The organism is Paenibacillus mucilaginosus 3016 (assembly GCF_000250655.1).
Classification (GTDB): Bacteria; Bacillota; Bacilli; order Paenibacillales; family NBRC-103111; genus Paenibacillus_G; species Paenibacillus_G mucilaginosus.
In genome coordinates this window covers 4086334-4100167 of sequence record NC_016935.1, presented here as the reverse complement: position 1 = coordinate 4100167, position 13834 = coordinate 4086334, and the positions used below count along the sequence as shown (strand labels likewise).

The 13834-nt window shown below is 58.6% G+C and carries 10 protein-coding genes; 3 read left to right on the top strand and 7 right to left on the bottom strand.

Translation table 11 applies throughout. The features are described from left to right. Positions 1-45 precede the first annotated feature (45 nt). Positions 46-951: an NAD(P)/FAD-dependent oxidoreductase gene (locus tag PM3016_RS17920; protein WP_014370401.1), complete on the bottom strand. Its 906-nt coding sequence runs from the start codon at positions 949-951 to the stop codon at positions 46-48. A 206-nt stretch (positions 952-1157) separates the two neighbouring features. On the opposite strand from PM3016_RS17920, the gene PM3016_RS17915 reads away from it, so the two are divergent. Continuing rightward, positions 1158-2258: a citrate/2-methylcitrate synthase gene (locus tag PM3016_RS17915; RefSeq protein WP_041619162.1), complete on the top strand. Its 1101-nt coding sequence runs from the start codon at positions 1158-1160 to the stop codon at positions 2256-2258. A 711-nt stretch (positions 2259-2969) separates the two neighbouring features. On the opposite strand, the gene PM3016_RS38735 is transcribed toward PM3016_RS17915, so the two are convergent. Further along, positions 2970-3128 (bottom strand): hypothetical protein, encoded by a 159-nt coding sequence (locus PM3016_RS38735; RefSeq protein ID WP_014370399.1) that lies wholly within the window; start codon positions 3126-3128, stop codon positions 2970-2972. A 772-nt stretch (positions 3129-3900) separates the two neighbouring features. Further along, the gene (locus PM3016_RS38730) at positions 3901-4068 is read right to left on the bottom strand and encodes a hypothetical protein (RefSeq protein WP_041619161.1); all 168 of its coding nucleotides are present in this window, start codon (positions 4066-4068) and stop codon (positions 3901-3903) included. An 851-nt stretch (positions 4069-4919) separates the two neighbouring features. Here PM3016_RS38730 and xerS point away from each other — a divergent pair. Beyond that, on the top strand, positions 4920-5999 hold the full coding sequence (gene xerS, locus PM3016_RS17905; RefSeq protein ID WP_013919641.1) for a tyrosine recombinase XerS: 1080 nt from the start codon (positions 4920-4922) through the stop codon (positions 5997-5999). Positions 6000-6797: 798 nt separating this feature from the next. Here the strand turns inward: xerS and PM3016_RS17900 are convergent. Together PM3016_RS17900 and PM3016_RS17895 are read right to left on the bottom strand one after the other, a co-directional pair. After that, the gene (locus PM3016_RS17900; RefSeq protein WP_014370396.1) at positions 6798-8222 is read right to left on the bottom strand and encodes a PASTA domain-containing protein; all 1425 of its coding nucleotides are present in this window, start codon (positions 8220-8222) and stop codon (positions 6798-6800) included. Positions 8223-8359: 137 nt separating this feature from the next. Then, entirely contained in the window at positions 8360-9895 is a 1536-nt protein-coding gene (locus PM3016_RS17895) for an NAD(P)H-hydrate dehydratase (RefSeq protein WP_014370395.1), read from the bottom strand. A 514-nt stretch (positions 9896-10409) separates the two neighbouring features. Here PM3016_RS17895 and PM3016_RS17890 point away from each other — a divergent pair. Further along, complete coding sequence (locus PM3016_RS17890) at positions 10410-11351, top strand: aldo/keto reductase family protein (RefSeq protein WP_014370394.1); 942 nt, start codon at positions 10410-10412, stop codon at positions 11349-11351. A gap of 245 nt (positions 11352-11596) precedes the next feature. Here PM3016_RS17890 and PM3016_RS17885 read toward each other — a convergent pair whose 3' ends face one another. Both PM3016_RS17885 and PM3016_RS17880 read right to left on the bottom strand, forming a co-directional pair. After that, positions 11597-12136 carry a GNAT family N-acetyltransferase gene (locus PM3016_RS17885; RefSeq protein WP_014370393.1) on the bottom strand — a complete coding sequence of 180 codons (540 nt, stop codon included), beginning with the start codon at positions 12134-12136 and terminating at the stop codon, positions 11597-11599. A 102-nt stretch (positions 12137-12238) separates the two neighbouring features. Next, a complete protein-coding gene (locus PM3016_RS17880; protein WP_014370392.1) occupies positions 12239-13702 on the bottom strand; it encodes an amidase in 1464 nt (487 codons plus the stop codon). Positions 13703-13834 lie beyond the last annotated feature (132 nt).

Below are 13834 nucleotides of genomic sequence, written 5' to 3'. Positions count from 1 at the left end.
TCCTTCCGCCTCCATTCCTCCCAGCGAAAAAACGGACAGCGAAAGCTACCAGCCCAAGTCCTCATCGGTCAGGAGCTGGTTCACTCCCATTGCCGCCCTGCTGCCTTCTGCAGCCGCGATGATCTGTTGAGTCGGCCCGGAGACGGCCGTGTCTCCGGCTGCGAACACTCCCGGAACCGACGTTCTTCCCCTGGCGTCCGTCAGGAAGCCTCCGTGTCCGTTGACCCGGCAGCCCAGCCGGTAACCGAAGGGAGCGCTCTGCACCCACTGGGTTTTGACGAATCCGCCCTCTCTCCGGACCCTCATGCCGTCCTGAAACACCACGTCCTCCAGCCGCCCCTCCTCTCCGGTCAATGCGGAGATAGGCTGGGTCTGCAGGCGGATGCCCCGCTCTTCGAACGCCTTCACTTGCCGCGCCGTCAATCCGCTCCAGCCGTTCGTACAGAGCAGCAGATCCCGGCTCCAGTTGTACAGCAGCTTGGTCATGCCGATCAGATGCGGGCCGTCCGACACCAAGACAAGCGGTTTATCCCTCAACTCCCATCCGTCGCAATAAGGACAGTTGAACAAGCTCCGCCCATAGAATTCCCGGATGCCCGGGATCGAGGGAAGCACTTCCCTGAAGCCGGCCGCAAGGATCAATGTTCTGGATGCGGCAGTGAAGCCGGAATTCGTTGCCAGCGCAAAGACAGCCCCCTTCCGGTCCGCATGCAGCACCTGCTCGAACACAAGGGAGACGGACGGATACTTTCCCAGCTCTTCCTGGGCGAAGCGGCGGAACTCCCTTGGCTGAATCCCATCCCTGGTCAGGAATCCGTGGGATTCCCGGGTTACCAGCCCCCGGGCCCCGTTGTCATCGAACAGCAGCACCTTCCGCCTCGCCCTGCCCAGCACCAGCGCGGCATTCAAGCCCGCCGGCCCTCCGCCGATAATCGCGCAGTCGTACAGCACAGCCCACCTCCCCTTTCTCTAGGCACTTCTCACATGGATTCTAAGCAGCAATCCGTGCTTGGGGGAAAGCCCGCAAGCAGCCCATTAATTAATAAGCATATTTTATCGGGATTATACAAAACTAAATGTTTCATTTATCACATTGGCGTGATATGATTTTCCAACAAATGACGCTTTCTCATTCCATTCCCCTAGGAGGGCTGACGATGATGGTCAAAGGCTTGGAAGGCATCATAGCCGCCGAGACGCAAATTTCTCTCGTAGACGGAACGAAGGGGCATCTGGTATACCGCGGGCAATGGGCGAAAGACCTCGCCGTTCGACATACCTTCGAGGAGTCCGCCTACCTGCTGTGGCACGGCGCGCTCCCTACCCCGCTCCAGCTTGCAGAGTTCAAAAACGAGCTGGCCCGGGGCCGGCGGCTGACCCCTGAGCTGCGGAGCCTGCTCGAGGCGATTCCCCCGCACACGCCGCTGATGAACACTCTGCAAGCAGCAGTCACCGCCCTGGCCGGAAACGCACCCGCTTGGCCGCCTGCCCTGGAGCAGGCCGTACAGCTTACGGCTCTGCTTCCGACCCTCATTGCGTACCGCCGGCATCAGCTCAGCGGCACGCCGCTAAGTGAAGGGGCGGATACAGAAGAGGATCACGCCGCGTATTACCTGCACCTTTTGTCCGGCCACCCGGCATCCGAGGCTCAGGTCCGCGCCCTGAACGCCTATATGGTCCTGGCGATGGAGCACGGGCTGAATGCATCCACCTTCGCAGCCCGCGTCGTGGCCTCCACCGAATCGGACCTGTACTCGGCGGTGGGAGCCGCCATCGGTGCGATGAAAGGCCCTCTGCACGGAGGCGCCCCCTCCGGGGTAATCCGGCTGCTGGACTCCATCGGGACAGCGGATCGAGCGGAGCCCGTACTCCGGGCCATGCTGGAGCGCGGCGAGCGCCTTATGGGCTTCGGGCATCGCGTGTACAAAACACGGGACCCGCGCGCCGAAGCGCTCCGCGAGGTTTGCGCCGGACTTGCCGGCGGAGACCCTTGGCTTGATCTTGCCAGAGATACCGAGGAGACGGCCATCCGGCTGCTCGCCGAATACAAACCGGGCCGGGCGCTCTACACGAATGTCGAGTTCTACGCGGCCGCCGTCATGCGGGCCGCCGCCATGCCGACCGAGCTCTTCACGCCAACCTTCACCGCCGCCCGGATTGTCGGCTGGACCACCCATGTGCTGGAACAGGCGCAGCACAACCGGATTTACCGACCGCAGTCCCTCTATACAGGGAACATGCCCGCCTCAGATGCTTAAACCATAAGCCTATGCTGCCAGCCCGCTTTTTAGCATCCAGGAAGGTGAGCTCCTGCGAAAATGAGCTTTATAAAAACGAAGCCTCGGTCCCTCCCTTCCCTATGTAGCAGCAGCGGCACCACTGCCAAACAGCCACATCACTTTCTTCGCGTGTGGCTTTCGGGTTTTTCACGCTTATCCGAAATACCGGGTTCATTCGAGTAACTCGTTCCAGTCACGGGGTAGCCGCGGGTCATTCGGCACGGACTTGCCTGCAAATCAAACGTAAGGATGCGATACATCCTTACGCCAGCGTTGATGACTATGAATCTCCCTGAAGAAGGGGCGACAAAGCAGGTTCTCTTGGCGCAGATGCCATGTGCCTCCTCTCATGTTGACTTGTCCGAAGATCAATAGCTGGATGCTTCGAACTGTACGGAGCACAGTTTTTTCCGGTGCAGCGGTGAAATTTCATTCTCCTCGGGTGAATGCCCCCAAGCTTGGTCCAATGCTCGACCTATTTGCAGCCTGATTTTTGTATCCAGGTTCCAGGTCAAGGAAATAAACTATTCGTATAATCAAGAGAGCTCGAAATCACTTGAGTCATTATAATCCGTGTAGACAAGTATATTTAAAACAAGGATAATGAATTCATGGTTTAGTAAGTAGAAGGCCATATAAATAAACACGCCTTTTGTTTACATATTATAATATATGTGAACAAAAGGCGTGCTACTGCGAATCGATCCGGTTCGTGATTTTACAGACACCAATGAGCATGCAGAAGACGGAGAGCGCCCACCACACCGCAGCCAGGCCAATGGAGAGGGAATTTTCTTCGGATCGCATGACCTTTGGAATATCCGCATTTCCTCCCAATACATCCAGCACATACGAACCCCCTGATTTTGATCCATAACAAAATGAAAACGGCCGCACACAAAGCCACCATGATCCCAAAGCCGGTGTTGAGCATAGTTAGGGTTTCCGCTTCCATTGGCACGCTGCATCTCCTCCCTTTCTTTCCCAATTTCCTATGTAGACGCAAACCACAGCCTGCAGGTTACAGGATCGGCCACAAAGTGTGTTCCATTGCATTGCTGTGATTCAGCCTTTCCCGAGAGCGCCTGAAGAACTTCTGCCTGTGTAGTTCCCTGCAAAAGCTGAATGTGATGCTCCATTTGCTTCCCTGCAATGCAGATGATGCAAACTTGCCCCCAGCGCGGTACCGCTGAAGCTTTCCAGCAGCTGCCGTTCCCCTTCGGCGATGCCCCTTCCACTACGATTTCATCCCCCTCCAGGCTTCTCCGACTTTCCTCGATACCAGCTCTCTCACCCAGCTTAGCCCCTTTCAACAGGAGGTTTTGGGCAGTTGATGAAAGCATGAAAACAAGTATATTAATTAAAAGCTTTCGACTGCGACATCGAGCAGGCTGCGGAAGTGGCCCGGCAAACTCCCAATGGTCCTGCGATTATTTTGCTCCCTGTTGTAACTTATGAATTCTAGCATTCGCCGTTCTGCTCCGTCATCGTGAGTGAAATGGAGCACGAAGGTGATCGTCAACTTCTGGAACTCTTAGAGCTCGGATTATCTGGCGACTGCTGGATGTCCTCCACCGGAGTACCCCGATGTATGAGCGTCGTCTGGAAAAGTGGTTATTGCTCATCTCCAGCCCGAGTGCAGCTCTTCCACCTGCTTCACAAACGGAATGTCCTGGTAGGCGAACGCGCCGAACGCCATCCTGCGCGTGCTCTTCCGCAGCTCGGCGAAGGTCGATTCTCCTACAAGAGAGATCCGGAGGACGAGCGCGTTGTTCAGCTGACCGACCACACCTGAGCACTCTCTATCCAACTTCTCCCCCCGGTGGTTTGGGGCAGTTGACTAAAGCATGAAAACAAGTATATTAATAAGAAGTATAAGGCTCCTCATTAACCTCTGTACAGCAACCCTGGGTCAAACCTCAGCGGCATCAACCACTGTTCCGGCATCCGCTGAAACCTTTTCTCTCCCGGTCATTGCTTGCACACAGCGGACTTCGTTTTTTCGGCATCCTTTTTGATGCCTGCCTGCATTCCAAGGGACCGATTACATCATAGTCACCAGTACGCTGAAGCGAACAGCACATTCGTAGTCTGAAAACATCGCGCATAGGGTCGCACCATTTTCCCTGCCGTCCCGAAGAAATTCATTTTGCGATGGGCGGGAGATTTTCAGAGTGATTCACTTTTTCATAATGCAGCCACTCAATAGACTTGGGCCTTATGGATCGAAAGCCCCCGCCCACACTGCAGCGTATACAATGCATACGCCTCCTTTCTCATTGCATATACTTAAAATCACTTACGATTATCATTGCATACACTTATAAACAGCCTTATCATCGTATTGGCCCATTTTCTCCTTATAGCCAGCCGGATTGACCTTACGATCCAGTGATATTGCAGTGACGATCTTAAGACTTAACTAAATTCTCTAACCCTAGAACATATCCTCATGAAATCCATTTCATCCTCCTTCCTGATCATCCTCCGAGTTCCCCGTTCGTCTAATCCGCCTTCTTTCCACCATGACATAAAGCATCTGTTCCTGTTTTCGAAACCTCGGCTCCCTATGGTACAATAGAGGAAATCCTTTCCGGGTAATAGAGTACAAGAGCTTTCTATCGAACGAGGTGACCGCGAATGAATATCATCAAGATCAAAGACCGCCAGGAGCTGGATAAGAAGGTCCCTTTGATGCCCTGGTACGTTGAGAAATTTATCGGCTACAAGCTTCCGGACCTCTCCCCCTCCTCCCTGCTCGAGTATGTGCGGGACTATGAAACGTTCTTCTCCTGGCTGCTTGCGGAGGGACTGACCACGGCTTCAACCATCCGTGACATTCCGCTCGTGGATCTGGAACGGCTGCATATGGACTCCATTGATAACTATAAAATGTTCCTCGCCACCCGCAAGGAGAACGCCAACGGCAAAACGACGATCTCCCGGAAGCTGTCTTCGCTGCGCTCGCTGTTCCATTATTTGAGCCAGATTGCCGAGGATGAAGAATTCTATCCGCTGCTGAAGCGCAACGTGATGGCCAAGGTGGAGATCAAGCGTACCCACAAACCCAAGGACACGGCGGCCAAGCTGGAAGGCAAGCTCCTGCAGGAGGTGGAGATCCGCGAATTCATCGAATACATTCAAACGGGTTATCCGCAGGATGTCGCGAAGAACAAGCAGGCCCTCTATTCGTATGAGATCAACAAGATCCGCGATGTGTGTATCGTCTCGCTCATCCTTAATTCCGGTCTTCGGGTGTCCGAAGTCGTCAACCTGAACATCGAAGACATCGATTTGAAAAAGAAGCTGACCTATGTGTACCGCAAAGGCAAGAACGACGATACGTTCAAGACTCCCGTGTACTTCCGTCAGGAAGCGACCGAAGCGCTGACCGCCTACCTGGAGCTGCGTTCGATCCAATACAAAGCGCCCAAACGTGAAAAAGCCCTGTTCCTCGCCGTAGCCAACGGCAAGAAAGAGGGCGAGCGCATGACAAAGCGTGCCATACAGGAGATGGTGATCAAGTACGCCAAGCGGTTCGGCAAGCCTTACCTTTCCGTACATAAGCTGCGCCACTCGTTCGCCACCGACTACTACCTGCGCAACGACCTGTACAAGACGCAGGAGCAGCTCGGCCATGCGTCGCCGGAGACGACTCAGATTTACGCCCATCTCACCGACAAAACGATGGCCGAGGCGATCGACAGGACAGCGGAATAAGATCCATTTCCGTATAGGACCCGCGTATACGTCATGCACTTGTTACTACTGGAGATCCATTCGCTATTCTTCCGCCGCCTAGCCGAAAGGAGTCGCTGCATGCCGCAGCTGCACGGCTTCCGTTCCATCCATGATAAGAAGCAGGCAGTGAAACGTTACATGTCGGTCCAAGAGACACGGGCTGCTGGAGTGGGCGGGATCTGGCTGAGTATGCCAGAGCATTAGCATAATTCCTATTCAGTGTGGCACCAAAGCCAACCTTCCATCACAAAGCCCATGCCGCAATAGCAGCATGGGCTTTTATAGTGTCCAGTAACGAAATATCTAGATAAGATGCTCATTCAAGACAGATCCAGGTATTATACCGTCAGATATCAAGAAAATTAGAAATAGCGGAACTCAGATACGCTATACGCTTCACCGAAAGAGTCATTCCAGCAATAGAGGAACTGAGGTTCGCTATTTCCATGCCGAGGCTCCTTTTTTAATGAAAAGGAAGTTCATAACGCATCTGAGTTCCGCTAATCTCTCTGTTAGCACAAATTACGGCCGAATAAGGCATCTGAGTTCCTCTATTTCAAATGAGGGACTCGAAGAAGTCCAAGGAACCGCTCCAAGTTACACCTACGAAAGCCGGATGCTTACTAATTTGTGCAGCAGAGCTGCACACCGGCAGGTGCGCCGCTTCGCCGGGTGCATGCCTGAAGCCAGCGTCACTCACCCAACACAAAAAGCCCGGATTCCTCCGGGCTTTTTGCCATTCAACCGTTCCGCGCCACCCCCGCGCCCCACTCCAAGTTACGGACTGCCGGGGCCGCGGCTGACGTAGAAGATCACCTTCGTGCCTTGGGGAGCGGCTTCGCCTGGCTTCGGCATCTGGTCGTAGACCGTGCCGGCCGGCTCCTCGCTTGCCTTCTTGTAGAAGGCGTAGCCGAGGCCGCTCTCCTTCGCCTTCGCCTCCGCTTCGGACTGCTGCAGGCCGATCAGGTTCGGCGTCTCGATGGGTCCGCCCTCTGTGGCAGGCACAGCAGGCTCCTCCTCAGTCACCGTCTCTTCTTCGGCCGGCACCTCTTCCGCAGGCTTCTCAGCAGACGTGACCGGAGGCACTTTCGCCGTCTCCGGCGTCTTAGCGGTTCCCGTGCCGGAAGACGCCCCGGCCTGCGGCGCAGTACTCACTTGCGTGCCGCCGCCTTCTTCCGTCTCGTCAGCCGCAGGCGGCTGTGCCGAGGCCTCCTGCTTGCTCGGCATGCCCGGCAGCGGCGGCGCCTCGTTGACGAGCCAGACGAACACCGCCGCACCGGCGGTGCACACGAGCGCCGCACCGAGCAGCAGCTTGAGTCCGGTCTTCCACGCCCGCGGACGTTCTTCCTCCTCTTCCTCCTCCTCGTCAGCCGGCACCTGTGAGGAGGCTGGAGGAGCGTAGCGCCCGGCAGGTTCCCGGCGTATCGGCCGCTCGAAGCGCATCGTAGCATCCGGCGCCTCGAAATCCTCATCCTCATCGATGCTGGAAGCGATCTTCGAGGAAGGCGCCTCCGGCGACTTCACCAGAAGGCCGAGGTGCACCACCAGCGACGAGAGCGTCTCCTGCCGGGCTGCCGTCCGCCGCAGCATGGCGATCAGCTCCGCCTGCTGCACCGCATTCAGGCTGGCCAGGGCCGCGCGCAGCTGGCGTTCTCCCTGCGGGCCGAGCTCCGGCTCCTCAGAGCGGGTCAAGAGCTGAAGCAGCAGCCGTGCAAGCCCTTGTACCCCCCGCTCCCGGTCATGGGCTTTGTCCCAGTAGTTGATGATCTTCAGGCGCCCGTCGTCGCACAGCCATACATTGGCCGCATGAACGGCGAAGCCCTGCACGCCTTCCTCCATGGCATCCTGGAGCCCCCGTCCGAGCTCGAATACGCCGCTGAGCACTTCCCGGTCCGACAGCGGGTGCCGGGACAGCGCTTCGATCAGCGGTCTGCCTTCGAACGTCTTCAAGGCGGCGAAGAGGTAAGGCTTCTCCATGCCCACATCAAGCATATGCAAAAAACGGTTGTCACTCAACGGAGCGACTTCCTTAAGTTTCGCCATGGCGGTCTGTCTAACCGAATCATCCGCACTTTCCACAACATACAGAATCACTTCCCTGTGCAAAGCCAAATCTTTGCCGCGGTACAGCATGCCGCTGACCATAGGGAGGATTGGCCGTCCGAGCACATAACGCGAATGGATGGATCTTGACTTTTCCATGCGTCCCCCTCCTTTTCACGCGAACTCCTTCTCAAACCATTCGTAAACAAGCAGCGGTTTGGGAGGTTCCCGCGACAATTTTGTCTACTTGACGCCGTATATAGTTTATCACATTAATAATGTATTGGGCTAATCGATTACAAATGTTCCGGAATATCCCCCGCGGTCAGCGACGCTTCATGCGCCCGGGCGGCAGCAGCCCGGTCACCGGCGGCCCCATGCAGATAAGCGCCAAGCGCCGCGGCCTGCACGGCCGTATACCCCTGTCCCAGCAGGGAACCGATGATCCCCGCGAGCACATCGCCGGTGCCTCCGGTGGCCATACCGGGGTTACCGGTCGGATTCAGGTACACCTCACCGGACGGAGCGGCTGTCACGGTCCGGGTGCCCTTCAGCACCACGACCACGCCGCAGCGGACCGCATAATCGGCTGCAGCCCGCACCCGGTCGCGCTGCACCTCCGCCGTCGATACTCCCAGCAGCCTGGCCATCTCGCCCGGGTGCGGCGTAACTACGACGCTGCCGCTGCGCTTCGGCCAGGAAGCGGGACCGTCCGCTTCTCCCATCATATTCAGCGCATCGGCATCAAGAACCAGCGGACACCCGGTTTCTTCCCACACGGTGCGGAGAAAGTGTCCGTCGCCCTCCCAGCGGCCGGCGCCGGGACCGAACACCAGCGCGTCCTTGCCGGCAGCCAGCTTCACCAGTGCGTGCGGGTCCACTCCGCTCCACTCGCCGGTGCCGCCGTCCGCAAGCCCGCGCAGCATCGCCTCGGGCAGCCGGCCTGTCATCGCGTCCACCAGCCGGTCCGGCAGCGCCCACGTGACGAGCCCGCTGCCTGCCCGCAGGGCCGCCGTCGCCGACAGCAGGCCGGCGCCGCTCATAGGGCGGCTGCCTGCGGCAACCAGCACATGGCCGTAGGTGCCCTTGTGCGAATCAGGCTGACGGCGGCGGTACTGTGCATAGCCGAGGCGTTCCGAGAGCAGCGGCTCCTGCACGCGGAACGTGCGCACGCCGGCCCGCTCCGCCCCCTCGGGCGGAATCCCGATGCCACGGACGACAACCTCACCGGCGTAACCGGCCCCGGGGTACTGCTCCAGCCCGATTTTGCTGTAGGCGAGGGCTACTGTCAGCTCCGCCCGGACGCAGGGATCATGCACCTGTCCCGTATCTGCGTCCAGGCCGCTCGGAAGATCGACCGCCGCAATCGGCAGCCCCGAGTCATTCGCCTGGCTGATCAGCCGGGCGTAGGAGCCCCTCGGCGCTCCGGTGCTGCCTGTCCCAAGCAGCGCGTCGATCACGAGATCGAAGCCTGCCGCATCCAGCGTATCCCCGTCCGCGAACCTGCGGCCCTCCAGGCCGAGCTTCACCGCGATGCGGTACTGCACCTCGGCCTCCCCCCGGTACTGCGAGGGATCATCCGCGAATAACAGATACGGGCGGTGCCCCTCCTGCTGCAGGTGGCGGGCGGCGACGATCCCGTCCGCGCCGTTGTTTCCTTTGCCGACAAGCACCAGAACCCGCAGCGGATGCTCCGTGCGCCCCCGTCTTCTCACAATCTCTTCTGCCACGGCCCGGCCTGCATTCTCCATGAGCACCAGAGCCGGAATGCCGATGTTCTCGATCGTTTCACGGTCGATTCGTCTCATCTGTTCTGCCGTGACGATGTACACGCTGACCCACTCCCTGTTTGCACTTCATTGTATTTCCAGTATAGCACATCCGGATGTGCGGCTTCCTGTTATCATCGTCCCATTCTTTACGTAATATTTGTTATGTATTCTTATTGCGCTGCGCTCCTGAAGCGCTCATTCCCCCCTCTTACCCCGAGCCTGCTCCCTTGAAACACCTCTGATCAGCAGATCGGCTCCATGGCTTACCCCAACGTAACTAAGTCACCCCAATGTCACTTCTTACCCTTCAAGCCAATACGTTCTATAATAAAGAAAGCGCTGTAACCACGACCCGCCTTGCTGCCAAGCAAGGTATATATCTGGATGTACAGCCGGTTTACCGCAGCGGGTGCCGGGAATGGAAAGTCACCTTCTGCACTTTCGCAGGACCGGCTCCCGTTCACTCTGTTCAGGAGACCTATGCATCCGGAAGCGGGTCTGACGCAGGGGCAGCACCGGCTCCATGGTCTAACTTCCAAGGGAAACACTATTTCATGTTAGGAGGCAGGGATCCATGCAGTATCGCAAACTCGGCCGAAGCGGACTCAAGGTCAGCGAAATCAGCCTGGGCAGCTGGATGACGTACGGAGGCTATGTCGAAAATGAACGCGCGGTCCGTTCCATCGAACAGGCGTATGACCTGGGCATCAACTTTTTTGATACGGCGAATGTGTACGAGCGGGGCGAAGCCGAAAAGCTGATAGGCCAGGTGCTCGGCCGCTACCCCCGGGAATCGTACGTGCTTGCGACCAAAGTGTTCGGCATCATGGGCGACGGCCCCAACGACCGCGGTCTCTCCCGCAAGCACATTACCGAGCAGTGCCACGCTTCGCTGAAGAGGCTCGGCACCGATTACGTGGACCTGTACTACTGTCACCGCTACGATCCTGAGACCCCGCTCGATGAAACGCTCCGCGCGCTCGACGATCTCGTTACGCAGGGCAAGGTGCTGTATATCGGCGTCAGCGAGTGGACGGCAGCCCAGATGGTCGAGGCGCTCGGGATTGCGGAGCGGTACCTGCTAGACCGGATCATCGTCAACCAGCCGATCTACAACCTGTTCAACCGCTACATCGAAAAAGAAGTGATCCCGACCGGCACGTCCAAGGGCATCTCCCAGGTCGTCTTCTCTCCGCTGGCGCAGGGCCTGCTCACCGGCAAATACCGCCTCGGCGAGGCCGTACCGGCGGACAGCCGCGCCGCCAGCAAAAATTGGGGCGAGGAACGCATCAACGAGAAGAAGCTGCGGCAGGTCGAACAGCTGACGGCGATTGCCGCCGAGCTCAGCATTCAGGTCTCCCAGCTGGCGCTCGCGTGGGTGCTGCGCCAGGAGAATGTGGCCAGCGCGCTCGTCGGCGCCAGCCGCCCCGAGCAGGTCACCGAGAATGCCGCCGCCTCCGGCATCACCCTGTCCTCTGAGGTGCTGCAGCGGATCGAAGCCGTGCTGGAAGCTTAATTCCTTGTACACCAAAAACACCGCTCTCCGCAGGCTCCCTACAAAGGGCCGCAGAAGGCGGTGTTTTTATTACGCCTAAGCATCAGGGGCTATATGATGAAATTTATCCTATGTTTTGCTCAGCGATCCGTTTGAGGCCTGCATCTGATCTATAACATCGCATGCCAACAGCAAAGTCGATCATAGATTCGGATTGATATTCTACCAGACCTGCAGGCCACTGCTTGTACTCCCGATGCCAACCTCTACTCCGCGCTATGAAACTCGTGCTTCAAGATGCTCATCATGATCCGGTCCAGATATACACCGTTCTTGTAGATTTCATCCCTCAGAACGCCGTCCCGGCGAAAGCCTGCTTTCTCATAGCACCGGATGCCCGCCGGATTATCCGCATTGACGGTCAAGTACACTTTGTGCAGATTGAGCCGCTCGAACCCAAAGCGGACGATCAGCCGCGTGATCTCGGTCCCGTAGCCCTGTCCGTGGTACTCCTTGCGTCCGATGAGAATACCAAGCTCCGCCCGCCTCGCCCACGGATCGATGCCGGTGAGATGCACGAAACCGATCGGCTCCTCCGTCTCCTTGTCCAGCACAACAAAATCGGCACGGCTGCCGGGGTCCGCCAAAAAAGAAAGTATCTGTTCTCTAGCTTTGGCGGCGGATAACGGAATCCCGAGTCCAGACTGCAGGGTCGCGCTGATGTCCGGGTCCGTCCCCCACCGGTAGCGAAGCTCCCAATCTTCTTCCATAATTCTTCTGAACCGAATCCGATCACCGATCATCATGGTGCTCCTCTCCTCTTCTACGTTTCCTGCCTGATGGCTTGTTCATGTTCATACTCATGATAACAATGGCTGCTTCCGCCGCATCCCCCGCTGCCTGACGGGTCACAGCCAAACCGGCCGGCGTCTCATCCCCCGCAGCTGCTCGAACGCATAAGCGATTCGGATGAGCTGGGGCTCCGCATAAGCGCCCCCGGTGAAGGTGACGCCGACCGGCCGGCCGCCGGACCCATACCCGCCGGGCACTGTCACCGACGGGTAGCCTGCCTTGGCGGCAATGCTGGCCCCCGCGGTTCCGGGGAACACCAGCGCCCGGAGGCCATGCTCCTTCATCACCGCGTCGATGCCCTCCCTGCGGGAGAGACGCAGGTCCGTGAGCCGGTCCTCCAGGTACCGGGGCTCGGTCAGCGTGCCGCTGGTCTCTTCGGCAAGCAGCAGGTTGTCCTGTCCATACCTCAGCGCCTCCTCATGATGCATCGTATTGAACAGGATGAGGTCCTTGAGCGAGTACACAGGCAGATGGGGGGCCAGCCGGCTCAAGTAGCGGTTGATGCCGGATTTGAATTCGTAGCGGAACACGGTCGACTGGTACTGCACCAGCTCCGCTGCGGACGGGATCTCCGCAGGGTCGACGATCACCGCCCCGGCAGCCCGCATCGCTTCCAGGTGTTCCTCGAACAGAGCCCCTTCATCCTGCGGAAGCCGGTCATGAAAGATCCTCCGGGGCACGCCGATCCTCGCTCCTTCGAGCCCATCGGCGTCGAGGAAGGGCGTGTAATCCCGGCAGGCCCGGCCGATGCCGGCGGCCGTCGCCGGATCGTCCGCATCGGGGCCGGCCATGGCGCCGAGCAGGAGCGCCGCATCCGCCACCGTGCGGGCCAGGGGCCCCGGTGTATCCTGGCTCATCGCCAGCGGGATGACGCCGCTGCGGGAGATGAGGCCCACGGTCGGCTTGATGCCGACGACCGAGCTGCACACCGCCGGGCTCAGGATGGAGCCCGACGTCTCGGTGCCGACGGCGGCGGCAGCGAGGGAAGCGGCCACCGCCGCACCCGACCCGCTCGAGGAGCCGCCGCAGTTCAGCCGGCCGCAGCCGTACGGGTTCAGCACCTGCCCTCCGCGGGAGCTGTAGCCCCCGGGCATGCCCTGGGTCATGAAGTTCGCCCACTCGGTCATGTTCGTCTTGCCGAGAATGACCGCGCCGGCTTCCCGCAGCCGGGAGACCAGATGCGCATCGCGCATGGCATAGTGGCCGGCAAGGGCGATCGATCCGGCGCTCGTCATCATCCCGTCTCCCGTATCGATGTTATCCTTGAGCAGCAGGGGAATGCCGTGCAGCGGTCCCCTCGCTCTCTTGGCACGCCGTTCGGCGTCCAGCCCCTCCGCGATGGCCATCGCATCCGGGTTGACTTCCAGAACCGCGTTCAGCATCGGTCCCTGTTTATCATAAGCGGCAATCCGCAGCAGATAGCCCTCGGTCAGCCCGGCCGCGGTCAGCTCTCCTTCTTCCATCCTGCGCTGCAGCTCCGCGATCCCAAGATCCTGCAGCCAGTCCGCGGTTGGGGTCATGTGTACTGCGCCTCCTCTTGCTTTCTTTCCCGGCATGCCGGAGTTATCCGTATATTACCCCGCCCCAGCGCATCCGCTTACGGGAAAGACGGAAGCTTCACATTTTTTTCCATTCCCTATTTTACCGGATAA

What these genes read in the sequence shown, in the direction of transcription:
- PM3016_RS17915 (WP_041619162.1), top strand. Translation starts at nt 1,158, where the DNA reads ATGATGGTCAAAGGCTTGGAAGGCATCATAGCCGCCGAGACGCAAATT.
- xerS (WP_013919641.1), top strand. Translation starts at nt 4,920, where the DNA reads ATGAATATCATCAAGATCAAAGACCGCCAGGAGCTGGATAAGAAGGTC.
- PM3016_RS17900 (WP_014370396.1), bottom strand. Translation starts at nt 8,222, where the DNA reads ATGGAAAAGTCAAGATCCATCCATTCGCGTTATGTGCTCGGACGGCCA.
- PM3016_RS17890 (WP_014370394.1), top strand. Translation starts at nt 10,410, where the DNA reads ATGCAGTATCGCAAACTCGGCCGAAGCGGACTCAAGGTCAGCGAAATC.
- PM3016_RS17885 (WP_014370393.1), bottom strand. Translation starts at nt 12,136, where the DNA reads ATGATGATCGGTGATCGGATTCGGTTCAGAAGAATTATGGAAGAAGAT.
- PM3016_RS17880 (WP_014370392.1), bottom strand. Translation starts at nt 13,702, where the DNA reads ATGACCCCAACCGCGGACTGGCTGCAGGATCTTGGGATCGCGGAGCTG.